We start from the raw sequence: 22,694 nt of genomic DNA, 5'->3' as shown, positions 1-22,694 counted from the left end.
GACGAGGGCGGGCGATCAGACCCGCGCTCGCTACATCAGTTTTTCGCCGGCGCGGTGACGACCATCGGCGCACTTGCCGGAACGACGGCAACCGAGACGTCCTCGTCGATGAAGGCGGTCACGGGAGAACCAAGCGGGATGTCAGCACTCGTCCCGGTCATGAAGAATCCCGCAACCGGGATCAGCACCGCGGCACCGACGACGCCGGCTGTCCCGGTCTTCCCCTTATCGTCGATCGACCCGCTCATGCGGATCTGCCGACCATTCGCACGCACGTAGAGGACGCGTCCGTTGATACGGCCGGACTTGCCCCACATGCCCTTATTGCGCACCTCGGTGATCTCGCCCGTCGCGGGGCTGCCTGCCGGGATCACGACGTTGCCGTCAATCGTGACAGCCTCCGCCGTCTCCATCTGGAAGCGTTGCCCAACCTTGAGCTTCTTGCCCTTCGTCGTAAGGCCCTCTGCCATCTTTAACGGAACCGAGGTGCCAGCACGCAGCGTGCCCGACGTGGTGGCGGCGGTCGCGACTGGACCAGTCTGCGCCTGAACTGCGGGCACGGCAAAAGTAAGCGCGCATGCGAGCACGCCAAGTGTCAACTTCATAGAATAAACCCCTCCTGAGTCGACCTCCCCAGGTCGATTAGGAAGACTGAGAAGAAAGACGCCCGCCGTCAATGATTTAGAACATCCATTATGAACTTAACTACCAGCCCTGATCGTGATCCGATCGTCTTGTAAAAAAGTGATGCCCAAATCAGTAAATATAAAGTCGGATGCGAAACTGCGGCAGGCATGCGTTGATACAGAAAGGCTGATGGGCAAGGTCGTCTAGACGCGCGTGTAGGTGTCAAAATTCTCCTGCGATCTGCTCCACCGCGGTTAGGAAACCATTAGGGCGTCGTCTGTATATTCAGCATATGGACCGCAAACCCGCCCCCAAGCCGTTTCCTGTGCTTCAGCCGTGGGGCTCGCCGATACCGCCCCAGAAGCCGGATGCGATCTGCTCGCACTGTAGTAGCCCATTTGTCGGGCGTGACGGTATGGTGACCCCAGACCTCAGCCTATGCCCGGTGTGCGACGCCCGCAGCTAGGAGGCGGCTTGGGACGTCGAACCGGTAGGGTCGACAATAATGGTCAGTATCGGGGCGGCGGTATAGAACCCGTTCCTCGATCCGACTGAAGGGACACGCCGCAGCCGATGGAAAGCCCACGATGATCCCCCTCGCCTCTGCCGCAGCTGCAGTATTCAACCTCGTCTGCACCGGCACCACGTTCATTGGCGTAGGTCTGGACGCCGTCAAGAAGCAGAACCAGACCCCGTACGCCGAGACCTTTCGTATCGATCTGAATGCGGAACGCTGGTGCTACGGTAAGTGTGAGACGACCGCCCACATTTACCGCGTCAGTCCGACTATGATCATGCTGAAGCTTGAGCAGGATGAAAAGATTGGCTCGGAGAGCTTCATCTCGCTGAACCGGGAAGACGGCTCGATCATCGATCGCACCAGGGGGATCGGCACCTTCATCGTCATGAATACGGGCAAGTGTGAGGCAGCTCCGTTCACAGGCTTTCCCGCCCGCAAGTTTTAGAGCCAGAGCGCGGTACGACATTGCCGGCTTAGCGAGATTGGAGGATTCGGTCGCCAGTCTGGACGACCGACATTCCCCAAGTGCTGTCGGGCGTGTTTAGCCCAACCGCTGCTTGCGCGCTCCGACGATCATGCCCGCGCTATTGCTCGGACTGCCTCGTCATCTTTGGTCTCATCCATCGCGGGATCGCCAAGATGGTCGAGGCTTTGCTCCATGAAGTCGAGAAGCCCCGCGTGCCGTGCCTCAACAAACTCCATGAGCTTGAACAGCAGGTGCTCGGTGGCGATCTCGCGCTGTCGGGTCTGGGTTGCGGTGTCGGACGCCACTATTTCACCGCCTGATCGGAAGCATCAAACTCAGCGAACGCCTCTTTCACTTCGCCTGCCGCAACGTCGTCAGCCACCTCGACGGTCACGACCACCTTGCCATTCAGTTCCGCGTCGTCGCGCGCTTCGGGGCTCGGTTCGCCTGCCTTGTTGTCCGAACCGTCCTCCGCGATGCCCGCTGTGTTGTCGTCACCGTCTGCCGTGACAACGACCTTCGCGCGATCGATCTCGAATTGCTGAACCAGCCTCTCGACGGTCATGTCCGCTTCGCGCCGGGTATCGAACTTCGCAGTCAGGTTCATGATGGTACCTTCAAGACAGAGTGACTTGAGAGGACAACCGCTCAGATCGCGCGCGGTGCGCGCCGTCGTTCAGTTAAAAAACGGCCCGCCCAAAGGTCAAAAAGGGCGAGCCGGCCGGAACGCGCATTTGGGAGGATACATTCCGGCGATCAAGATACGAACTCACAGTAACTAAGGTTTCACCATAATAACGGCTCGCCTCAAGCGCCGTGTGAACGCGAGGCGAGCCGGCCGGAGCACGTTGGAGGAAACCCCGGCGAGGGCAGAACCGCTCGCCGGCAATATCGCCTCACGTCGGAACGAATATATGTGGCGACGGCGTAGAAGCCGGCAACCACTTCTGTCCGACCTGCGCACAGGCTGGCGTCTCCGAACAAATTCTTTGCAGCGAGTCGCCCGCTGTTTCGACAGCGCCGTGCCTGCAACCGAGGTCTTCCGCTCCGGGTGGCAAGATCGTAGATTGAAGCTAGGAGACGAATGTCCATGCCAGCCATGACCGAAGACCTACTGCAAGGCGAATGGTTCTACCTCGAGGGAGATGAACCTCTCGATCGGATTAACGCCAAATATTATGCCCTACACCGCGGTGACGTTAGGTGGAACGCGTCATGCGAGATTATTGGTCGATACGTCATCGAGGATGGTATCGCGGTGGTAACTTTCGCGCGGACAATCCCGTTCACCGTCACAATTACGCTTCAAAGCTCAGAGGGGGACGATGTCGACCATAGTGACTGGCTTAATGCCAACACGGTTTATACGATGCCAGATGGCGCGGATCCTCACCAAGTTCACGGATCGTTCGTTCGTCGCATTGCTGACTTCTTGAGCGCTGACGACTTGCGCGGGCGCGTGGAGTAAGCAGAAACGAACTTACCATACCTCATTGTCAGTGAGGGTTAAATAACATACTGAAACCCCGGCAGCCGAGGCCGCCGGGGATCGCTGTCCGGATCGATTGCTGCCCTGTAACAATCGCTCCCGGCACGTAATTCAGTTAGCCGCCGCCAAACGGCCAACTAGGTTAAGGACATCGCCTCCGTTTGCATTCGTTCCGCGATATTGGAAGACGCCACCGGCTTCCGCTCCAGCAGTGCCAAACAGCGCTGCGGAGATCACAAATGACGAGAAATTGGTGTACGTCGCGGACGAGTTGTCGAACTTAAGCGCCTTCCCAGCGAAGTCCGTCGTGCCCGTAATGGTTACCAGAGGGGTGGTGTTGGAAGCGCTGGACCGACCAATTAAGGTCAGCTTGAAACTGATCAACTGTTTTGCGTAATCGATGGACGCCGTCAGCGTGCTAGGGCTGAGATCCAACGCGGTTACCTGACCATTACTTTTGATGTACGCATCACCGGCCACCACGGTACGTGAGAATGTCACTGTACCCGACGTAGGAACTTGGGCGCCTGGCGTCGGAACGCCTGTCACCGCAATGAAGCGGTTCGGGTTTCCTGATACGGTGTTCGTGTGATCAATGAAGCGCGTCCAACGTAGGCCGACTCCCCCCGCGGCCGGTTGCGTCATATTGAGCTGTTGTCCTGTTGCCTTGAGGTACCGAACAGTCCCTGCAGGCGCAGTCGTAACGATCTCGTTGGCGGTAAATGATATGGCAGACGATGACGGCCCGGTGACGACAGAAAACGATTTTGCCTGTGGGTCGTACTGATACTGCCAGCCCTCCCCAAACTCGCTGATCCCAAACTCCTGCGGCGGATTGTAGCCGGTCAGGAAGCCTCCGGTTACCGTTTGAAGAGTCACGGCAGCGGATAATTGATCAAACGGCGTTACTGCCGTTGCGGCTGGCGTAGGGGTGGGCTCAGGTGTCGGTGTCGGTGCCGGCGTAGGAGTGGGGACTGGAGTGGGCGTAGGAGCAGGCACGACTTGGACCGGAGTGGTGCTGGAACCATCACCGTCCGAGCCGCATGAGGCCAGCGTAAGTGCGGCAGTAGTTAGTAAAATTCGATGCATGTCATCCCCGTTTATCGACCGGTAAGCGCCCCGCTTCGGTCATTCCAGCTCGGCTATTGGGATGTCCGATTTGATACAAGTCGAACTTCACCAAATTGGACCAATCTGTGCCACGGCTGGCAATTGGTGCGGATCCATCGATTAAAGGAAAATGTTGCTGCAACCCTGCTCGGGCGCGGGCGGGGCCATCCAGGGTGACGATCGTGTTGCAAAGCTCAGGTCGCGACGGCGACCCCGATCACCTGACCGCGAATGCTACATACGAGTTGCCGGACGGGGCCGATCCGCACCGCGTCTACGGCACGTTCATTCGCCGCATCGCGGACTACCCGACCATCGACGAAATTCGCAGGCGCGCCGAGTAGGCATGGGCGAACTCACCACCTCCATTGTCGAGATCGACTTTCGACTGCAATTGGGCACTCGGATCGCCAATCCGCTGTATCGTGTCAGATCTTCCTCTTCCGCCGATGACGCCCAATAAGCGAGCGCAGTATCTCCGTGCGTTAGCGCCTCGGTCTTTAGTCCTGCCGGTACGTAAGCTTTTTCTGTCGGTTGTCCTTCGACAGCCACATCGTTGCCCACCAAATCCCCGCTTGTCGCTTATGGCGCCGCTGGCGATGTTCCAACCTTCGTCGACGTGCGCGAGATTTTAGAATTGAGCGTGCGCCGATTGACACCGCGGCCGCCGCGGGAAGAATTACAAAGAGGTCGGCCACATCGCGCTCCGAAAAAATGCAGTAAGCTGGAACCTATAATATCCGGACAAACCGAGCGAGCGTCGCTTCCTTACATTTGTCTCAAAAAGGGATCGCCGGCACAACGGATTTTGGTTTCGAGCCGAGTTGGCGAAAGACTTAAAAGTCGCGCTAATGTCATGGCTTGATAAGCACCGCAGCGGGGAGGCGTCTTGGGAATGCTCAACCCGCTGCGATGGCGACGTAATGCCATTGACGATTACGGTAATCAATAATTAACCAGTCTCACTATGAGACGATGTCGCGACGAGCGCGTGTGACGAGCACGAAAGAGGGAGCCCGCCGCGACCAGAAACACAACGCCTGAACGCTGCTCCGGGTGCAACCCACTTCTAATATAGGGAGATGACCCTGGCTAACTAGGCCACGTGGACAAAGGGCAGCCACAGCGTAACTGATGCGAGCGCGACGAAGCCGAGATATGACTCTGCTGTCTTGTCATAACGCGTTGCGACACGGCGCCAGTTCTTGAGCTTGCTGAACAAACGCTCGACGAGATTGCGCCAACGGTATTTCTCGCGATCATGCGGTATCGGTATGCGGCGGTTACTTCTGGTTGGAATGACCGCCTCGACATCCGCCCTGGCGAGTTCCTGGCGGATGGCATCAGCGTCATAGCCCTTATCGGCAAGCAGGGCCTCGATCCGGTCAGCCAGCATCCCGAACAAGGGCCCGAAGCCCTTCACGTCGTGGGCCTGGCCCGGCGTCAGGACGAAACATAGCGGTCGCCCCTGACCATCACAGCGGGCGTGCAGCTTGGTTGTGAAGCCGCCTCGCGAACGGCCGAGCCCTTCGAATTCTTGATCCCTTTTTTTAGCCCGACGGCGCAGTGGTGCGCCCGGACTACGGTGCTGTCGATCATGTCGGCGCTGACATCCCGCTCGACGACAGCGGCCAGGGTCTCCAGCATGGCTTCGAACACGCCCGTCACGACCCAGCGACGATACCGCCGGAACACGCTGTTCCACTTGCCATATTCATCCGGCAAATGCCGCCATTGCGCGCCTGTCCGCGCCATCCACACCATGCCTTCGAAATAGGGCCGGTTGTCTCCCGCGGGTCGGCAGCCACGTCCTCGCTCCGACGGCAGCAGGGGCCCGATCAGAGCCCACTCATCATCCGAAACCCCAATCCGCTCGCCCAACGCCGCCTCCAAAAGACAGCCTTGAATCAACCGATCAGACGCGCGTCAACCTTTGTCCACGTGGCCTAGCTAGCTGGCTTCGTTTCCGGAGGCGCCGCTTGCACTGCCCCTTGCGCAGCCTGAGCCGGTAAAGACTGACTGCCGCGAGGCGGCCCGTTTGATTCCTTCTGCAAGCCGCGGACGCTCAGCCATGCGAAGATGATCACCATCACCACGATCAGGACGAAGATGGTCTTCGCAGCGGGACCTACTCGCTTGTGTCCTGGTCTGTGTATAACGGCCTCCTCCTCCAGTGAACGTCTCGCCCGCAGGATTGTGCCCGACGCAGCACTCGATCAAGGAAATAGCGCCGATTACGCATGGCCAAGGCACGCGGGCTCCACAGGCGGCTCTGCCTTGCTGCGCGACGCAACTTGCGGCACCACATCGGGATGACCAAGTCCGCTCTTCGTTTTGCATCCGCCACGCTGCTCTGCCTCGCCGGGTGCGATGGCGATGTCCTCCCGCGAACCAAGGCGGGCAGCACGACAACGCAGGACATAGCGATCGAGAAGGACGTTTCAGGGATCGAGGCCGGCGTCCGTTTGGCAGCTGCGAACAAGCGTATCGACGAGCTGGAAGCCCAGGTGGAAGCGCTAAAGGTCAATCCGCAGACCGTCGAAATTTCATTGCTGAAGCAACGGCTCGAAGCGGTTGAACTAGCGGTTTATGAGCCCCGCACTGATCGGACAAACGCGAATGTTGCGGATCCCAAGAAGGTGACCCCTTCGAAACCAACGGCCGATTACGTTAAGCCGGTGCCCGTTCACAAGGAGGCGCCACAACCAAAGGTTTCCAGGCCAGCTACCAAGGCGGAAGCCGATGCGTTCTCGAAAGGTGGGTAGCCTCTAAGTCGCTCCAGCTCGCCTGCGGCTGACTTTGACCGCCGGCTTCACGAGACGGCTCAAACGGAGATCCAGCCCGAAGCACGAAGCTTCGCCAGCAGCGCGTTGAAGTCGTCCTTGAGCGCCGCGATCGTGGTAGCCGCGCTGTCCGCCTGTGCCGCAGCCCGCAGCGCAAACGCATCGCCGTCCGTGTCTGAGGTCGGCACGCCACCCTTGCGCCGTTTGAAGTTCTGCGCGTCGTACCATTCCTGATACGGACCGGTGACGATGTGCGGCTCGTTCCAGCGAGAACCCGCAGTCAGCAGGTGACGGCTGTTAACAGGGCCGTCGCCAGTCGAGACGAACACGCGGCCGGCGATGATCTGGTTCGCCGCGCCGCTAATCGCTCCAACCGGACGGATGCGCCACTGCCACGTATCCGCGGTATCCACGGGCATAACGAAGCGCATAGGCCCGGCCGAACCGGAGCCGACCTGGATCGTACGGGAGAACGCGCGGGCCTGTGTCGTTGGGTTGAAGATGTCGACGATCACCTCGCGCATGCGGCGTGACGCATCGACCACGCTATCTGTCGCTCTTCAACTCCAGCCGTTTGTTCATGTAGGCAAATCTTCGCCGACAGGGCCGTATGGAAGGCCAGAATTGCGACAAAGCCGTCTTTATATTTTACTCGTGGGGATCTAACGGTAGAAAAGGGAAACGCGACAACTTAGTTGCTCAGGAACATCCCAACGTTGTTTACGCCTCTCCGACTGCAAGCGCTTCAGGTGCTAATGTCGCCGCGAACAAGCGTTCCAACCTCAAAATACCATCTTGGCTAAGTTGAATATACCCGGAAGCATCGTCAATGACCTCCAGCAATCCACGCTGCGTCAGTGCCTTTACCCAACGGTCCATGGACTGGGTGGGAAGGCTTATGAGTTTGGCAACCTGGGATGCCGTGACCACTCGACCTTCTGCTTCTGCCAAATACATATGCAATAGGATCAGTCCGACATGATCGCTAAACAGGTCCTTTCCAAGCTCTATTATGCGCGCATCATAAATATGCTTGACCCGCAACGCGGCTTTCCAAAGCTTTGACGGAGACGATTCTTGCTGTCCCTCTGTCCAAGACAGTGTCGCTATCAAGCGCCCCTCGTTACCGAACTTTGACACCAGCAAATCCGTTTTGATCACGCTTCCATCCGGACGTACATATCCCTTGCGTATGTGCGTTGGCGAGGCCTTTTTAATCAAACTTATAAGCATCTCACTACTCTTTAACAGATCGTCAGGTGCAGTGATGGCTTTGTACGACAATCCAACGAGCTGATCTGGTCGCCGTCGAACTAGCTGACAAAATCCCTCGTCAAAGTCCAAAATGATACCTGTCATACTAGATACACAATGAGCGACGGGCATTTAGCGCCTTCCAAATGAATATGCTGTGGTCCTGCCGCCCTTACGCGAGCTCGAACTAGCTCGATCAGTTCGTATAATTCTGTTAGCCGCGGACACACACTCCTTCTAGCACATTTTAAAAACCATCCAAAATGCACAGCAATTCTGTGATTTGGAGCGGTGACGATCGGACGCGTCCATCTCCTAGCGCTTCGCGCCGAGCGTGCGCGAAGCATCAGACGACTTCTCGAGGCGCGGAAAATTGAACGGTTGTCGTGAGCTAGCGAGCGGCTATAACTGCCACCGCGGTAGTCGGAGTTTCAATTGAGCCATATAAGTACTGCGGTTGAGTATGCGCTTCATACCCTGCTTTACATCATAGACTTGCCGGAAGAGGCAGCGGCGCCAAGCTCCAAGGATCTGGCTACCCTGCGCGCGCTGCCGGTGAAGTTCATGGCAGGCGTCATGACCAAGCTGAACAAGGCGGGGATTATCGTTGCAACCGAAGGCATGCGAGGCGGCATTCGCCTTGCCCGCCCGGCGGAAGACATATCGTTTTACGACGTGGTGGTCGCAGTCGATGGTCAAAAGGCACTTTTCGACTGCCGCAACGTCAGACATGCCTGTCCCCTATACGGTCAATCGCCCCCCGCTTGGGCGACCTCAGGCGTATGCGGGATCCATGCCGTGATGTTGGAAGCCGACGCGCGAATGAAAGATGTTCTGAAAGCGAAAACACTTCGTGACATGGCTGATCAGGCCGCCAAACGAGTTCCTAGCGAGTTTCGAGCAGAGACCCGAATGTGGTTAGAAAACCAGGCTCAAACGCGAAGACAAAGATCGCATATGCCACAAGACATTTTGAAATCCGCTAAAGTGCCGGAGATACAAGGATGCCAGAAGTAAAAGTACGTTTGCAACAGCTTGCTTTGATAGAGCAAGCAGCTCAGCAAGCCATGGATATTGCTGATCGATGCAATGAGCCTATGATCGGTATTAGAGCAGACGAATGCCTTCAGACGGTCCGTGAGCGCATTGCTGAAATATCAAAGGAAGGTCGACTTTAGAGGGCGTTCACGCACTGGCAAACATCGAATGACCCAATACCGATCGTTCGGACTGAACCCGCCGCGTTCCAAACCCGACCGTTCTGTCAAGTCTACTCCAAGTTCTAATTAGGTGGCCAGCCGCGGCTTGATTTCCGAGGCTGACCTCCCTGCCGACCTGTTCAGGCGACGATCGCTTCTATTCCCTGAGCGGCGTTCGCCATCGCCGCTTGATCCTGCTCCGGTCCGTACGCGATGCCTTCCGCTCGGATCACCTCGACGTCCAGGATGCCAAAAAAGTTAAAGATCGCCTCGAGGTAAGTCGACAGATGATCGTATGCGGCGAACGGTCCTTCGGAATAAATTCCGCCCGATGAGAGGACGAGATAGACCTTGCCGCTCAGCAAGCCGCGTGGCCCCTTGGCCGTATAGCTGAAGGTTTGCCCGGCGATCGCTACATGGTCGACCCACGCCTTTAACGTCGAGGGCACCGTAAAGTTGTACATCGGCGAGCCGACCACCACCACGTCCGCCGCCTTGAGCTCGTCAACCAGCGCCTTTGATCGGCTCATCGTTTCGGCCAGCTTGGTGTCGCCGGTGTTCTCGGCCGTCCAGGCATGCCGGATCGTCATGTCCACGTGGGGAAGCTGGTTGGCGACGAGATCGCGGTACACGATTGTTGCGCGGGGATTGGCGGTTTTGAGCCGCTCGACGAGTTCACTGGAGAGGCGGCGCGTATGAGAGACAGCGCTGTCGCTCGCACTTGAATCAATGTGCAGGATATTCATAGGGTGGCTCCGGTCTGGAAAAGTGACCTGGACCAGCTATGTGACCTCAAGCGCCCCGCCAAGAAGGCATTTTTGCAGGACCTAGTCACATGGAGCTGACCACCTCCGAACCAATTCACGTCGAATGCAAACGGTTCAGCAGTGTTCTCAGCCTGATTGGCGACAAGTGGACCGTCATGATCGTGCTTACGCTCACTGAGCGGCCGCGCCGTTTTAACGACATTAAGCGCACCATTGGCGGCATTAGCCAACAGATGCTCGCCCGCACGCTGCGTGCGCTCGAACGCGATGGCATGGTGGCCCGCACCGTCCACCCAACCGTGCCGCCTCAGGTGGAGTACGCCCTCACCGCCCTTGGCCGATCATTAGCCGATCCGATCCGCGAACTCGGATTTTGGGCCGGCACGAACATTGCGGAAATTGAGAGCAACCGGTCGGCGTTCGACGAGGCGAGAGACAGCCAGTAGCCCGCCTTAAACTGCAAGGGCCAAGCCTTTGCATTGCTACTACCCGCCAGACGACCCATTACCCGCCTTTCCGATGCCGTTCGGCGCTACCCAACGCCTGCCTCTCATTCAGACGCTACGCGACGCGATTTCCGTTCGGCCGCTACGCCGATAACAGACGGCCTCTTGGCAACAAGCGCTCTAACATCCAAAACTGCGACATGACGCAAGAGACCATCGCGCGAGTGCGCATCAGCCTCAACGACATCGAGCCCGTGATCTGGCGCGTAGTCGAGATGCCGGTCACTGGAAGCCTCAAGATGCTTCACGACGTGATACAGGCCGCCATGGGGTGGCAGGATTATCATCTCTGGCACTTCGAGGCGGGTGACCGCCGCTACGGCATGCCGGACCCGAAATGGCCGGACCACAACCTCGCCGCAGCCCGGAACGTAAAGCTTAGCGCGCTGATCGATCGCGAGGTACGCCAGCTTATTTATACCTACGACATGGGCGACGACTGGCGGCACACCGTCGTTGTCAAGGAGATCGGACTAGGTGAGCATGAGACCAAATATCCGCGCTTCGTTGCCGGCGAACAACGCTGCCCGCCCGAGGATGTCGGCGGCCACCCTGGCTTCGAGCTCTTTCTCGCGGCCATGAGTGATCCGGCTCACCAGGAACATCAACAGCTACGCCAATGGCATGGTGGCACCTTCGACCCGCACGACATTGACGAGCTCGCTGCGAAGCGTGCCGTCGCAGCGATTGCGATCCGCCGACATGCCGGCAAAGTAGCCTACGAAAAGAGCCGCGTCCGCCACTGAAGGGCGGTGGGTACACCGAGCTGGTGGCGCAACCGGACTGCAGTCGCGTCCCCCCTGTCGTTCACGATACTGTGGTTTGGCATGAACCCGACGACCAACCTCCGCGTTGACCATCAAAGTTGAAAAGGATCTTTGATGAAAGTCGTAAGGTTGCCCGTAGGCAAACAATCACCAGTCGATACCGACTGTATTCGGATCGAACAATCCGCTGATAAGATATTTAACTTAAGTGGGTCCGCACTGTGCGTTGGCGCAGATGACGGAGAGTCAGTGTCAATCGTCGGCGGACCAACATTCGATAGTGCTGAGAAGGCTGAAGCCGCGGGTCTCGCTTGGGCCGCTAACGTTGGCGTTGAGCATTTGATTGTTATCACCGCAACCCTAGAGCACCCTTTAGAGCTAAAAGAGATCGATAAGCCCCTCTGGGGCGCGGGCTAGTCGCAACGACCCACATCCGGTCATTCGCGCGCCCTTCCCCTCTCCCCAACTCCAGACATTGGTTCATCTCCGCGTAACGCCCGCTTTGGCGCCTGACCTGCGAACTCGAATGTCGCAGCTGGGCGATAGTTTGGGAGGAAGGCTGTCCAAGTGTAGGTTTTACACCCTATGAGCTGCAGACGGCTTTTGCAGGAAGCTTAGGTACGGGATTAGCGGGGACGCTGCGGCGGACTGTAGATGCCAATCCGGGTTCCTCCTTATACAGCACCTGGATTGTAGCGATCGGTGCGGCGGTGAGGATCAGCAGGAAAAGGCCCATCAGTTATTCGTTGGGCTCTAGCGGCTTGACGGAAAACCCTTTCAGTCGGTTTGACGCCGGGAAGCGATCATGGTCGCCGCCTTATCGTGAGATAAATCAACGAAATACGCATTACACCGGAACGGACTGACCGTTGCAACGTCGGGCATGCAGTTGATTTAGCGAGGATGCATGACCGGACCGACGTTGGTATTTCTTCATGCCCTCGGCGCCAGCGCGGGAGAGTGGAAGCAAGTTCTTGATCACCTGCCAAACCAAGCGTGCGTAGCGCTAGACCTGCCCGGATTCGGCGCCGCGGCGGGGGCGGGGCATTGCGATGTCGAAGTGATGGCGGACTGGCTGGCGGACGAGATCCGCTCCCGTGCGCTGATTTCATGCGTACTCGTCGGTCACAGCATGGGCGGCAAGATCGTCACGCTCGTCGCGGCCCGCGCCGCAGCCGGCGAAATCGGCCTGTCAGGAGTACTTGGGGTCGTGCTGGTCGCGGCATCGCCCCCGTCGCCCGAACCGATGGACGAAGAGCGCCGTAACCAGATGATTGACTGGTTCGCCAACGGCCAGATCGCAGGCGTCGATGCCGCGACCTTCGTCGATGCCAGTACCGCCACAACACTGGCCAAACCACTGCGGGACACCGCGATCGACGACGTGCGACGGTCAAGCCGAGAGGCGTGGCTCGGCTGGCTGGAACGTGGCAGTCGCGAGGATTGGAGCGCCGAGGCTGGACGCATCGCAATCCCGGCGTTGATCCTCGCCGGCGCCGAGGACGGCGATCTCGGCGAAGATGCTCAGCGCAGGCTCAACCTGCCACATTACATCACCGCGGATATGCAGGTCGTGCGCGGCGCGGCGCACCTTATCCCGTACGAACAGCCGCAGGCGCTCGCCGCGCTGATAAACGGTCACGCGACGAACGTCGCGTTAGCCGCCCTCCCTGCGCATTTCGCGACCCTGCTCGCCTCCGATCGCGTCAGCCACAGGACGCGCGCAACGCTGCTGGACAGAATGCGCGCGCCGGCGTCCGGTTCGGTCTGGACGACGGAGGAGCAGGCGACCGTCGCCGCGCTGGTCGCGCAAATCCTGCCCGATTGCGACGGCGAGGCCGTCCTGGCGGATCGTATCCTCGCTGGCATCGCCGACGGCGCGGGCGACGGCTGGCGCTTCGCGACATTGCCACCCGATCGCGAGGCATGGCGGCGCGGACTCGCGACATTGACGAAGGCGGCGGGTGGTTTCGCCGCACTCCATCCTGATGCGCAAACCCGGTTGCTCGAACGCTTCAACGGCGGCGAGGTCGGCAGCACCGGCGACATCACACAGCTCTCGCCTGAGCAGATGGTCTTGTGGTTCGAGGACGTGCGTGCCGAGACAGTGCGCGTCTGGATGTCACTGCCAGCCACGATGGCGGCGATCGGCTATGACGGCTTTGCCGTGGGTGGCGATGGCCGCCGCAAACAAGGCTATATCCGCACCGGCGCTGACGATCCGGAAGCATGGCAGCAGGCGCGGGAGCGCCTGTCGTGAGGGCGAAACACTACGCCCAAACCGACGTCGTCGGTGCCGTGGTGATCGGGACGGGCGCCGGCGGCGCGCCGCTCACCGCGCGGCTCGCACAGGCTGGTTTGTCAGTCGTGGCGCTGGAGGCGGGCCGCGCTTTCCGGCCCGACGATCACGTCGCCGACGAAGTTGCGGCCGACATATACTGGATGGAGGAACGGCTGAGCGGCGGAGCGACGCCGACCGCGTTCGGCTCAAACAATTCGGGTATGGGCGTCGGCGGATCGACACTGCACTGGGGCGCCTTCTGCCCCCGCCCCGATCCGCGCGACCTGCAACTCAAGACGCTGACCGGCGAGGGTGCGGACTGGCCGATCGATCACGCCGAACTGATCCGCTACATCGGCGAGGTCGAGCATTTCACAGGCGTATCCGGCCCGGCCGACTATCCGTGGGACGCCGCGCGCCGCTACGCCTATCCGCCGGTCGCCCGCAACGCTGCGGCCGATGCGATGGCACGGGGCTGTGCGGCAGTTGGCATCACCGCCACCGACGCGCCGGCAGCACTGGTCTCGCGCGATCGCGATCAGCCGCATTGGGGACAGCGGCAGGCCTGCATCAATTGCGGTACCTGTCACCAAGGCTGTCGCACCGCCGCCAAGACCAGCATGGATACCACCTATCTGCCCCTTGCAGTCGCGCACGGTGCCGAGATTCGCGCGGAGGCGCGCGTGGTGTCGTTCGAGTTCGACGGCAGCGGCCGGATCAGCGCGGTCGTCTATCGACAGGGTGACGAGGATCATCGCCAGCGCTGCGCGGCCGTCTTCCTGTGCGCCGGCGGGGTGGAGACGCCGCGGCTGCTCCTCAACCTTGGCATCGCCAATGCGAGCGGCCAGATCGGACGCAACTTCATGGCGCATGTCGCGACGCAGGTCTGGGGTCGATTTAATGCCGACATGCGAATGAACCGCGGCTATCCTTCGTCACTCATCAGCGAAGACATGATGCGGCCCGGCGATGCGGACTGCGCAGGTGGCTATCTGATTCAGAGTCTTGGCGTACTGCCCGTCACCCTCGCCACCGGGCTGGCGCGCGGCGCTGGCATGTGGGGCGAGCGGCTCCAGAGCGTCCTGCGGGGCTACAATCGGATGGCGGGGATCGGGATCAACGGCGAATGCCTGCCGCATCCCGATAATCGCCTGACGCTTGCTGACGAGGTCGACGCCTTCGGCCACCGCAAGGCGCGCATCGACTTCAGCTATCGGGCCAACGAACGCGCGATCGACCGCCACGCCCGGCGCACGCTCACCGAGATCTGGGCCGCGGCGGGGGCCAGTGACATCTTTGCCGTCGACCGCTCCGCCCATACGATCGGTACGTGCCGGATGGGAACAGACGGCGACGCCGCGGTGGTCGATCCCAACGGCCGCAGTTTCGACGTTCCCAATCTGCTGATCTGCGACAATTCCATCTTTCCCAGCGCGCTGGCGGCGAACCCCGCGCTGACGATCATGGCGCTGTCTCTGCGTACCGCCGACCGTTTTCTCACATCCCACCGTTGAGGAGTTCATCATGGATCTAGGCATCAGGAATCGTATCGCGCTGATCAGCGGCGCGGACTCGGGCATGGGCAAGGAGACGGCGCGGCTGCTGCTCGAGGCGGGCGTGCGCGTCGCCATAACCGACCAGCCCGGCGGCACGCTGGACGAGGCGGTCGCGGACCTGGCGCCGCTGGGCGAAGTCATCGCGGTTACCGGCGACGTGACCCGCCCCGACGACGTAAAGTCGATCTGGGCGGAGGTACGCGAGCGGTTCGGCAACCCGGACATCTACGTCAATGCCGCGGGCGTGACGGGGGCGACGGGGGACTTCCTCGACGTCGACGACGCCGGCTGGCAGCAGACGCTCGACATCAACCTGATGGGCGCGGTGCGGATGTGCCGCGAGGCAATTCCCGCGATGCGCGAGAGCGGCTGGGGCCGGATCGTGCTGTTCGCGTCGGAGGATGCGGTGCAGCCCTATGTCGACGAACTCGCCTATTGCGCGTCGAAGGCGGGCATCCTCGCGCTCGCGAAGGGTCTGTCCAAGGCCTATGGCTGCGACAACGTGCTGGTGAACACCGTGTCGCCGGCCTTCATCGCCACGCCGATGACCGACAAGATGATGCGCAAGCGCGCCGAGGAACGCGGCGAGAGCTTCGACGCGGCGATCGAGAGCTTCCTTGCGGAGGAGCGGCCGGGGATGGTGCTCAAGCGGCGCGGCCGTGCCGAGGAGGTCGCCGCGGCCGTCGCCTTCCTGTGTTCGGAACGGGCGAGCTTCATAAACGGCGCCGGTATCCGCGTCGATTCCGGTTCGGTCTTCACCATCGCCGGATGAACGAAAACGCCGCGGTACCGAAGGCACCGCGGCGTTTCGCTGATCTGTAGCTGAAGGTCAGGCGACGATGGTCTTCGCCTCGGCCTTGGTGACCTTCAGATAGATACGATTGTCCTAAATCCGGTCGATCTGATCGAGCGCGATGTAATGATGCTGATGATCTGCGGCGTCGGTCTTCGTCAGTTTGATCTGTTCGCCCTCGACCTTGTCGACGGTGCCGACATGTTCGCCGTCCGAACCGGCGATTTCCATATGCTCCTTGATGCGCAGCTTCTCAAACATGCAGATTTCCCTCTTGGTAATGCGAGGTCCCAACGCACGGTGATGTATCCGGATGCAATAAAAAAGCTGATTTTCTTCATTGCGCGGGTCGATCAATTGTCGGTCACGTAGCCGAAGTCGGCTATTGGAACCCACGGCATCAGCCGACGTACCGGTTTAAGATCGTCCAGTTGTGAAGATCAACATCGCGACACCATTATCCTTGAGCGGGGCAACGGGCCGCATAAAATCCAATCACGCCCCATTCGGTATGATCAGCTGGTCGGTCAACTGCATCACTAAGCACACCGCCTCGTTGCGCATCGTCCGCCACGTTCGCTCGCCTGGCGTGTCAGCGCCATGCGCATGAGTCGCCCCGTTCGGCCCGTGAACGACGTCAAGCGTTCACTTGTTGCGCAATAGTCTCAAAGCTCATCCACCCAACGGCCGACGCCTAGCCCCTAAGGACTGCTTCTGACAAATGGCCGTTCATTCAGCTTCTGACTTGAGCGAAATGCGATTTTAGCCGATGCCAGAATGATGACTTTTGTCAGCATCACCCGGCTACGCATCCGCTCGCTTCGATTTATGCCGCAATTTCTCGTTCATACGATGTGGACCGGGAGGCAGATAAAGCGGGCGGATGGATTTATCGATGGCTTTCTACTTGCTGATCGTAAACGCACATTCTGGACCGCCAGCCTCTGGCGTGATCAAGCCGCCATGCGGGCATACATCACCAGCGGGGCGCACTTGAAGGCCATGCCCAAGCTGCTTGTCTGGTGCGACGAAGCCAGTATCGTTCATTGGACACAGGCTCATGCTATCGCGCCCGATTGGATGGAGGCGGACCGTCGGATGAGAACGGAAGGAAGGCCATCTAAGGTCCTCAACCCCAGCCCGAACCACCGCGATCTTGCCTACGATGCGCCACGAACATCTGGGGCCGTTCCGATTAACCCTGCTAAAGTCGCGTGATCCAGATGCGTTTATTTCAAGCTCCCTGCCCGCTTCCCCTCTTCAGACATGCGTTCAAAATGATCTTCGATGAAGCAATGAGTTGGCGCAACGATCGGGACGCTGCAGATGACTTAAGCGAGCCCTCCTCTTTGAGGTAAAAGATGCCATATCATATATGCCCCGATCAGTATGGACTGACCGGGGCTCTGTACTGTCAGGCGACGCCAGCACCACCAGTGACGCCGTACACCTCGCCGCTGATATAGCTGCCTTCCTGGCTCGCCAGCAGCACATAGACAGGGGCGATTTCGACAGGCTGACCCGGACGGCCATACTGGCTTTCCGAACCGAACTTCATCACCGCCTCAGGCGGCTGACCGCCGGATGCCTGGAGCGGCGTCCAGAAGGGGCCAGGTGCCACGACGTTGGCGCGGATGCCCTTCTCCAGTAGCTGCTTGGCGAGCGCCTTGGTGTAGGCGACGATCCCAGCCTTGGTCGTGGCGTAGTCGAGCAAGATCGCGGACGGCTCATAGGCCTGCACCGAGGCGGTGGTGATGACGGAGCCGCCTGCCGGCAGGTGCGGCACAGCCGCCTGCGCGATCCAGTGCATAGCATAGAGGTTGGTCTTCATGGTCTTGTCGAAATCCTCCGACGTGACCTTCGAGACGTCCTCACGGTTCTGCTGCCGTCCGGCGTTGATGACGAGGATGTCGAGCCCGCCAAGCTTCTCGACAGCTTGCGCGACGAGTGTCTTGCACCACTCCTCGTCGGTGATGTCACCGGCAAGGTCGACGGCGGTGCGCCCCTCTGCCTCGACCAGCTGGATGACCTCGGCCGCGTCGTTCTTCTCGGACTCGAGATACGACAGGGCAACGTCGGCGCCCTCACGTGCGAACGCGATAGCGGCCGCGCGACCGATGCCGCTGTCGGCGCCTGTGATCAGCGCCTTACGCCCGGCAAGCTTGCCTGAGCCCTTGTAGCTCGTTTCGCCATGGTCGGGCACGGGATCCATCTTCGACGCTTCGCCGGGGACGGGCTGCGGCTGTCGCGGGAAAGGCGGCTGCGGGTACTGCGAGCGAGGATCCTGCATAGTCAGACGGTCGGTCATGCTTATCTCCGTTGCGATAGGATCAGAGTCAGTTGCAGGCCGCTGCCTCGTCGAGGACGGACAGCGCCATGATGTGCGCTAAATGGCTGAGACCTTGAGGAAGGTTGCCGAGAAACGCGCCACTCGCCGGATCGATCATCTCGGCGAGGATGCCGTGTCCGTGAGACAATGCTTCGTTCAACCTATCGAACCGCTGGCGCGCTTCAGGCCGTTGACCAAGTTCCGCCCGGGCCTCCACCATCCAGAAGGAACAGGCGAGGAAGCACCCTTCTTCCTTGTCCATGCCGGTATAGCGGTAGTGAAAAGCACCGCTACCGAGCTCACGATCGATCGCATCCATCGTCGCCAGCAGGCGATCATGACCATCAAAGCCGAAGCGGACGGCGAGCGCCAATGAGGCATCGAGTTTGTCGGTGCCCGGGTACATGACGAAAGCCTGCATCTTCTCTGACCAGCACTCAGCCTCGATCCAGTCCTTGATCCGGTCACGCTCGCGTGACCAGCGTTCCCGGCAGGTGGTCGGCAGCTGACCTTGGTCCGCGAGTTCCACGGCGCGGGCCAGAGCCTGCCAGCAGCTGACCTTGGACATCGTGTAGTGCTGCGCCTCCTCCAGCTCCCACATACCTGCATCGGGCATACGCCAACGGTCAGCACATTCGTCGGCGAGGTGTGAAAGCAACTCCGCGCTCGCGGGGTCGAGGATGTTGCCGCAGCCGACGAAGCAGGCGGCCGTCTCGAGATGTCACCGTAGACGCCGTGCTGACTTTGGTCGGTAGCCTGATTGCCGGTACGGACCGGGGTCGAACCGCGATACCCTGGCATTGCCCATTCGGACACGCCGGGCACGACCTTGCCGTCGAGGGTATAGACCACGCGCGTGCCCACGCTGCGAAGCTGGTCGAGCAGCCAGCTGAACGCAGCCTTCGCCTCGGCTTCAAGGCCTGCCGTCAGGAACGCCTTGATCGTGTAGCCGGCATCCCTGATCCAGGCGTAGCGATAGTCATAATTCTTTGCTCCGCCGATACCTTCCGGGATCGACGTTGTTGCTGCGGCCGCGATGGCGCCAGACGGCGAGTAGAGTAGCAGCTTCAGCGCCAGTGCACTGCGTAGGAATGCCTCGCGGTCTTCACCGAAGTAGGAGACATGCTCGCACCAGTCTCGCCATTCCCGGTCCGATATGTCGATGCGTGCATCAATCTGTTCAATCGTTGGGGCCACCAGCGGCTCGTCACGACCAGCCACGACTGCGACGGTCTGACGCTCGCCGGCAGCCACCGTCACTTCGCCCGTGATGCCTTCGTCGGCCCAGTCACAATGTACCGTGTCGCTGTGAACGAATAGACCAAGGACGCGCTCGACATGGAAAACTGTGTGGCCCCCAATCTTCGAGTGGTACGGACTGACCGTATCGCCTCGCCGACCAGGCTTCATCGTCAGCCTAAAGCGAACAGTGCCATCCAGCCCATCGACCCGCCGCGCCAGCTCGGCCCATGGCAGACGCCCCGCCGTGCCACTGTTGAGAGACTCGGTCAGTTTTGCTCGCCCACTCGGCGTCGTAAAGATCGTCTCGAGTACATTACTGCCCGGGCGATACTGGCGCTCAACCGTGAAGGGGTGATCGGGCTGTAGCGTAAAGCACCCACCATTCTCGCCATCGAGTAATCGGTCGAACAGTGGAGGCGAGTCCATGTTGGGTACGCACCACCAGTCGATCGATCCATCGGCACCGGACAATGCGACGGATCGGCCATCCCCAAGCGCGCCATATTGCTCAAGCGGCAGATAGCCGTCCTTGCGAACGCCGAGTTCGATACGTTCATGATGCTGTGGCAGCAGCCGCTCCAGCATCCCGGTCAACGAAGCTGACGCGGCAGCGCGCGTGACGCACCGACACCCATCAAAGCACCCGCACCCAGCAGACCACCTACCACGCCTAGCTTTAGCATATCGCGCTGACGGCTCGTAAAGAACTCGCGGCGGCTTCCTTTTACCCGGTCCTTGCCGTCGCCGTCGATCTGCGCCGGTCCTGGAACCGCCTCGTCGAGATTGCCAATGCGATCGGGCATCGGATCGCCCTGCTGCTTGTCGAGCATTTCGGCTGCCTCACGATCGGAGAAGCCTGGTGCGACCGACTGCCCGAGCGCCATCATCAGTGTCGAACGCCCAACCCAGAACTCACGTTGAGGATCGCGCGCTGCGGTCCAAATCGCTTCGGCACAGAGGCGCGGGTCGAAAAGTGGATCGGGAATGATTTGCTCACGTCCCGTGTGGGTGCGTGCCCAGCTCGTCTGCGGCGTGTTGAAGCCGGGCAGATACACGACGCTGAGCGTGATCTTTGATTTGTCCGAGATCAGCTCCGAGCGCAGCGAGTCCGTAAACCCGCCCACCGCAGCCTTCGCGCCACAATACGCGGCCTGCAAGGGAGCGGCCCGGATCGCGAGGCCGGACGACACCTGGATGATTGCCCCCTGATCCCGCGTACGCATGTGACGCAGCGCGGCAAGCGTTCCGTAGACCTGCGACAGATAGGTTGTGGCGGTGACGCGGGCATATTCATCCGGCGTAATGTCGTGCGCGCGAGCAACCACCGTCGACATGGCGTTGTTGATCCAGGCGTCGATCGCGCCAAATTCGGCGACCACCTTATCGGCGGCCTCGTCGACGGCTTTCGCATCGGCAACGTCTGCCGGGATCGCCAGGACTCGACCACCATGCTGTTCGAGCATCGCCCGAGCCTCATCAAGACGTGTCGGGTCCCTTGCGATGATTGCAACCTGCCATCCGCTACGTGCAAAGCGATCCGCAGTCGCGAGGCCGATGCCGGCGCTCGCTCCCGTTACTACGACGGTCTTCATAAGGTTGGTCTCGTTCCTAACAAAAAGCTTGCTCGACCGCTAAACGCTCAAGTGGCGAACTGGTCGCCGCCTACTGCTTTGCTCTTCAGTTAAATGCGCGGACGCTGCGGCCTTCGATGGTGCGACCCAACAAGGCCGCGCGACCGTCGAGTCATTAAGCTGATGTAGCCAGCGACCAGTTTTGGATTGAAACTCAATCGGAGTTCGGACGGTTACCGCGACCCACAAGTCGCCATTCAGCGCTCCGCCGGCGCTGCCCAACTGCGGACGTTCGTTCACGTCGGTTTATCGAGGTCGGAAGGACAGGCGGCGAAGCAGGAAACGGCAAGAAGTGGGACTTTGCGGCCCTTCATCATACGGGTCGAACGGCAGCTTATAATGAGAGCCGACGTTCGATCGTGTCCACATCGCGCCGCCAAACGAGTATCACTGGCCGCTAGCTGCCTAGCTCTCGCTGCTTGATCGCATACCAGCGGCGCCTGGATCAAAAAACGAAGGTCTTTAACATGTCGATGAATGCGCGAAGACCAGCCGGAACATGCCGGTTGCCCGGATAATAGAGGCACAGACCGGGGATCGCGGGGGACCAGTCCTCCAGCACGAGCGTCAACTTTTTCCTGTCCAGCCCCGCACGCGCAACGTGCTCAGGGACAAACGCGATGCCGAGGCCGTCGATCGCCGCCTCCACCATCAGACCGCTGTGATCGAGCGTCAGCACCCCCGGCACGTCGATTGCGATCTCTTGGCCATGTCTGGCGAACTCCCAACGATAGAGCTTGCCGCTAGGTAACCGCTGCCGGATGCAGCGGTGCTGACGAAGATCGTCAGGATGGACCGGCGTCGAGTTAGCCGCGAGATAGGCAGGCGACGCCACCGCGACAAAGCGCATGTCGCCACCGATACGCACTGCGATCATGTCCTGCGGCACCGATTCCGCGAGCCGTATGCCCGCATCGAACTTTTGCTCGACGATATCGATCAAGCGCCCTTCGCTTACCAAATCGCGCGAGAAAGAGCGGAACAACCGTTCCGAGCAGCAGACGCGCTGCGGCCTCGTTGCCATTGATGCGGAGCGTTCCGCCCGGCTGACCGCTGTCGTCAGACACGCCATCCAGCGCCTCGTCGAGGTCCCGAAGAACCGGCGCCAGGCGTTCCAACAGACGCTCCCCCGCTTCGGTCGGCGAAACGCTGCGGGTCGTGCGATGAAGCAGCCGTACACCAAGGGTCCCCTCGAGCGCGCGCATCACGTGGCTGAGCGATGATCGCGACACGCCCAGCGCATCGGCTGCGCGGCGAAAGCTGCGGTGCTCGGCGATACTGGCGAAGGCCGTGAGATCGGCAAGGCTTGGCTTAGGCATTGGTGCGGATCTTTCACTAGGTCATGCCGATTGGACCCTCTACTGCAATCAATTG

The 22,694-nt window shown here is 60.2% G+C and carries 23 protein-coding genes and 3 pseudogenes; 12 read left to right on the top strand and 14 right to left on the bottom strand.

Annotated elements, in window-relative coordinates:
- Positions 1-35: 35 nt before the first annotated feature.
- On the bottom strand, positions 36-605 hold the full coding sequence (locus AC3D24_RS15830) for a hypothetical protein (RefSeq protein WP_489032098.1): 570 nt from the start codon (positions 603-605) through the stop codon (positions 36-38).
- 609 nt (positions 606-1,214) lie between these two features.
- Between AC3D24_RS15830 and AC3D24_RS15825 the strand changes: the two genes are divergently transcribed.
- Positions 1,215-1,592 carry a hypothetical protein gene (locus tag AC3D24_RS15825; RefSeq protein WP_489032096.1) on the top strand — a complete coding sequence of 126 codons (378 nt, stop codon included), beginning with the start codon at positions 1,215-1,217 and terminating at the stop codon, positions 1,590-1,592.
- A 128-nt stretch (positions 1,593-1,720) separates the two neighbouring features.
- On the opposite strand, the gene AC3D24_RS15820 is transcribed toward AC3D24_RS15825, so the two are convergent.
- On the bottom strand, positions 1,721-1,918 hold the full coding sequence (locus AC3D24_RS15820; RefSeq protein ID WP_489032094.1) for a hypothetical protein: 198 nt from the start codon (positions 1,916-1,918) through the stop codon (positions 1,721-1,723).
- Complete coding sequence (locus AC3D24_RS15815) at positions 1,918-2,220, bottom strand: hypothetical protein (protein WP_489032092.1); 303 nt, start codon at positions 2,218-2,220, stop codon at positions 1,918-1,920. Before AC3D24_RS15815 ends, AC3D24_RS15820 begins: the two co-directional genes overlap by 1 nt.
- Before the next feature lie 483 nt (positions 2,221-2,703).
- On the opposite strand from AC3D24_RS15815, the gene AC3D24_RS15810 reads away from it, so the two are divergent.
- Positions 2,704-3,081 (top strand): hypothetical protein, encoded by a 378-nt coding sequence (locus tag AC3D24_RS15810; protein ID WP_489032090.1) that lies wholly within the window; start codon positions 2,704-2,706, stop codon positions 3,079-3,081.
- Between the two features lie 132 nt (positions 3,082-3,213).
- Here the strand turns inward: AC3D24_RS15810 and AC3D24_RS15805 are convergent, their stop codons facing one another.
- On the bottom strand, positions 3,214-3,981 hold the full coding sequence (locus AC3D24_RS15805; RefSeq protein ID WP_489032089.1) for a hypothetical protein: 768 nt from the start codon (positions 3,979-3,981) through the stop codon (positions 3,214-3,216).
- Positions 3,982-4,385: 404 nt separating this feature from the next.
- Between AC3D24_RS15805 and AC3D24_RS15800 the strand changes: the two genes are divergently transcribed.
- Complete coding sequence (locus tag AC3D24_RS15800; protein WP_489032087.1) at positions 4,386-4,556, top strand: hypothetical protein; 171 nt, start codon at positions 4,386-4,388, stop codon at positions 4,554-4,556.
- A gap of 752 nt (positions 4,557-5,308) precedes the next feature.
- Here the strand turns inward: AC3D24_RS15800 and AC3D24_RS15795 are convergent.
- Positions 5,309-6,093: pseudogene (locus tag AC3D24_RS15795) on the bottom strand (IS5 family transposase).
- A gap of 359 nt (positions 6,094-6,452) precedes the next feature.
- Here AC3D24_RS15795 and AC3D24_RS15790 point away from each other — a divergent pair.
- The gene (locus AC3D24_RS15790) at positions 6,453-6,977 is read left to right on the top strand and encodes a hypothetical protein (protein ID WP_489032086.1); all 525 of its coding nucleotides are present in this window, start codon (positions 6,453-6,455) and stop codon (positions 6,975-6,977) included.
- 59 nt (positions 6,978-7,036) lie between these two features.
- On the opposite strand, the gene AC3D24_RS15785 is transcribed toward AC3D24_RS15790, so the two are convergent.
- Positions 7,037-7,540, bottom strand: coding sequence for a hypothetical protein (locus AC3D24_RS15785; RefSeq protein WP_489032085.1), 504 nt, complete (start codon positions 7,538-7,540; stop codon positions 7,037-7,039).
- A gap of 175 nt (positions 7,541-7,715) precedes the next feature.
- Positions 7,716-8,354, bottom strand: a complete 639-nt coding sequence (locus tag AC3D24_RS15780) for a PAS domain-containing protein (RefSeq protein WP_489032084.1) — start codon at positions 8,352-8,354, stop codon at positions 7,716-7,718.
- 330 nt (positions 8,355-8,684) lie between these two features.
- Here AC3D24_RS15780 and AC3D24_RS15775 point away from each other — a divergent pair, with 330 nt between their 5' ends.
- Together AC3D24_RS15775 and AC3D24_RS15770 are read left to right on the top strand one after the other, a co-directional pair.
- On the top strand, positions 8,685-9,266 hold the full coding sequence (locus AC3D24_RS15775) for an RrF2 family transcriptional regulator (RefSeq protein WP_489032082.1): 582 nt from the start codon (positions 8,685-8,687) through the stop codon (positions 9,264-9,266).
- On the top strand, positions 9,254-9,427 hold the full coding sequence (locus AC3D24_RS15770; protein ID WP_489032081.1) for a hypothetical protein: 174 nt from the start codon (positions 9,254-9,256) through the stop codon (positions 9,425-9,427). The genes AC3D24_RS15775 and AC3D24_RS15770 overlap by 13 nt, the downstream gene beginning before the upstream one ends.
- 161 nt (positions 9,428-9,588) lie before the next feature.
- Here AC3D24_RS15770 and AC3D24_RS15765 read toward each other — a convergent pair whose 3' ends face one another.
- Positions 9,589-10,194: an FMN-dependent NADH-azoreductase gene (locus tag AC3D24_RS15765; RefSeq protein ID WP_489032079.1), complete on the bottom strand. Its 606-nt coding sequence runs from the start codon at positions 10,192-10,194 to the stop codon at positions 9,589-9,591.
- A gap of 89 nt (positions 10,195-10,283) precedes the next feature.
- Between AC3D24_RS15765 and AC3D24_RS15760 the strand changes: the two genes are divergently transcribed.
- From AC3D24_RS15760 to AC3D24_RS15740, 5 genes are all read left to right on the top strand, one after another.
- Entirely contained in the window at positions 10,284-10,661 is a 378-nt protein-coding gene (locus AC3D24_RS15760; protein ID WP_489032077.1) for a winged helix-turn-helix transcriptional regulator, read from the top strand.
- Between the two features lie 200 nt (positions 10,662-10,861).
- Complete coding sequence (locus tag AC3D24_RS15755) at positions 10,862-11,467, top strand: plasmid pRiA4b ORF-3 family protein (RefSeq protein WP_489032076.1); 606 nt, start codon at positions 10,862-10,864, stop codon at positions 11,465-11,467.
- Between the two features lie 928 nt (positions 11,468-12,395).
- The gene (locus AC3D24_RS15750; protein WP_489032074.1) at positions 12,396-13,748 is read left to right on the top strand and encodes an alpha/beta hydrolase; all 1,353 of its coding nucleotides are present in this window, start codon (positions 12,396-12,398) and stop codon (positions 13,746-13,748) included.
- Complete coding sequence (locus AC3D24_RS15745; RefSeq protein ID WP_489032072.1) at positions 13,745-15,283, top strand: GMC family oxidoreductase; 1,539 nt, start codon at positions 13,745-13,747, stop codon at positions 15,281-15,283. Before AC3D24_RS15750 ends, AC3D24_RS15745 begins: the two co-directional genes overlap by 4 nt.
- A 10-nt stretch (positions 15,284-15,293) precedes the next feature.
- Entirely contained in the window at positions 15,294-16,097 is an 804-nt protein-coding gene (locus AC3D24_RS15740) for an SDR family NAD(P)-dependent oxidoreductase (RefSeq protein WP_489032070.1), read from the top strand.
- A gap of 114 nt (positions 16,098-16,211) precedes the next feature.
- Here AC3D24_RS15740 and AC3D24_RS15735 read toward each other — a convergent pair whose 3' ends face one another.
- Positions 16,212-16,379 (bottom strand): DUF2171 domain-containing protein, encoded by a 168-nt coding sequence (locus AC3D24_RS15735; protein ID WP_489032068.1) that lies wholly within the window; start codon positions 16,377-16,379, stop codon positions 16,212-16,214.
- A 516-nt stretch (positions 16,380-16,895) separates the two neighbouring features.
- On the opposite strand from AC3D24_RS15735, the gene AC3D24_RS15730 reads away from it, so the two are divergent.
- Complete coding sequence (locus AC3D24_RS15730; protein ID WP_489032066.1) at positions 16,896-17,336, top strand: hypothetical protein; 441 nt, start codon at positions 16,896-16,898, stop codon at positions 17,334-17,336.
- Positions 17,337-17,532: 196 nt separating this feature from the next.
- Here AC3D24_RS15730 and AC3D24_RS15725 read toward each other — a convergent pair whose 3' ends face one another.
- From AC3D24_RS15725 to AC3D24_RS15705, 5 genes and pseudogenes are all read right to left on the bottom strand, one after another.
- The gene (locus AC3D24_RS15725) at positions 17,533-18,426 is read right to left on the bottom strand and encodes an SDR family oxidoreductase (protein WP_489032064.1); all 894 of its coding nucleotides are present in this window, start codon (positions 18,424-18,426) and stop codon (positions 17,533-17,535) included.
- A gap of 28 nt (positions 18,427-18,454) precedes the next feature.
- Positions 18,455-20,274 (bottom strand): annotated as a pseudogene (locus tag AC3D24_RS15720) (glycoside hydrolase family 15 protein).
- 5 nt (positions 20,275-20,279) lie between these two features.
- Positions 20,280-21,281 carry an SDR family oxidoreductase gene (locus AC3D24_RS15715; protein WP_489032063.1) on the bottom strand — a complete coding sequence of 334 codons (1,002 nt, stop codon included), beginning with the start codon at positions 21,279-21,281 and terminating at the stop codon, positions 20,280-20,282.
- A 484-nt stretch (positions 21,282-21,765) separates the two neighbouring features.
- A complete protein-coding gene (locus AC3D24_RS15710) occupies positions 21,766-22,263 on the bottom strand; it encodes a LysR substrate-binding domain-containing protein (protein ID WP_489032061.1) in 498 nt (165 codons plus the stop codon).
- A gap of 241 nt (positions 22,264-22,504) precedes the next feature.
- Positions 22,505-22,639: pseudogene (locus tag AC3D24_RS15705) on the bottom strand (helix-turn-helix domain-containing protein); the annotation flags it as partial.
- Positions 22,640-22,694: the final 55 nt, after the last annotated feature.

The organism is Sphingomonas sp. SL1004 (genome assembly GCF_057815015.1).
This window is presented reverse-complemented; position numbering and strand designations above follow the sequence as displayed.

Excerpts from the sequence above, each read along its gene's own strand:
- AC3D24_RS15830 (WP_489032098.1), bottom strand. The coding sequence starts at position 605 with ATGAAGTTGACACTTGGCGTGCTCGCATGCGCGCTTACTTTTGCCGTG.
- AC3D24_RS15780 (WP_489032084.1), bottom strand. The coding sequence starts at position 8,354 with ATGACAGGTATCATTTTGGACTTTGACGAGGGATTTTGTCAGCTAGTT.
- AC3D24_RS15725 (WP_489032064.1), bottom strand. The coding sequence starts at position 18,426 with ATGACCGACCGTCTGACTATGCAGGATCCTCGCTCGCAGTACCCGCAG.
- AC3D24_RS15735 (WP_489032068.1), bottom strand. The coding sequence starts at position 16,379 with ATGTTTGAGAAGCTGCGCATCAAGGAGCATATGGAAATCGCCGGTTCG.
- AC3D24_RS15760 (WP_489032077.1), top strand. The coding sequence starts at position 10,284 with ATGGAGCTGACCACCTCCGAACCAATTCACGTCGAATGCAAACGGTTC.
- AC3D24_RS15790 (WP_489032086.1), top strand. The coding sequence starts at position 6,453 with ATGGCCAAGGCACGCGGGCTCCACAGGCGGCTCTGCCTTGCTGCGCGA.
- AC3D24_RS15715 (WP_489032063.1), bottom strand. The coding sequence starts at position 21,281 with ATGAAGACCGTCGTAGTAACGGGAGCGAGCGCCGGCATCGGCCTCGCG.
- AC3D24_RS15730 (WP_489032066.1), top strand. The coding sequence starts at position 16,896 with ATGATGACTTTTGTCAGCATCACCCGGCTACGCATCCGCTCGCTTCGA.
- AC3D24_RS15750 (WP_489032074.1), top strand. The coding sequence starts at position 12,396 with ATGACCGGACCGACGTTGGTATTTCTTCATGCCCTCGGCGCCAGCGCG.
- AC3D24_RS15755 (WP_489032076.1), top strand. The coding sequence starts at position 10,862 with ATGACGCAAGAGACCATCGCGCGAGTGCGCATCAGCCTCAACGACATC.
- AC3D24_RS15810 (WP_489032090.1), top strand. The coding sequence starts at position 2,704 with ATGCCAGCCATGACCGAAGACCTACTGCAAGGCGAATGGTTCTACCTC.
- AC3D24_RS15825 (WP_489032096.1), top strand. The coding sequence starts at position 1,215 with ATGATCCCCCTCGCCTCTGCCGCAGCTGCAGTATTCAACCTCGTCTGC.
- AC3D24_RS15815 (WP_489032092.1), bottom strand. The coding sequence starts at position 2,220 with ATGAACCTGACTGCGAAGTTCGATACCCGGCGCGAAGCGGACATGACC.
- AC3D24_RS15765 (WP_489032079.1), bottom strand. The coding sequence starts at position 10,194 with ATGAATATCCTGCACATTGATTCAAGTGCGAGCGACAGCGCTGTCTCT.
- AC3D24_RS15740 (WP_489032070.1), top strand. The coding sequence starts at position 15,294 with ATGGATCTAGGCATCAGGAATCGTATCGCGCTGATCAGCGGCGCGGAC.
- AC3D24_RS15770 (WP_489032081.1), top strand. The coding sequence starts at position 9,254 with ATGCCAGAAGTAAAAGTACGTTTGCAACAGCTTGCTTTGATAGAGCAA.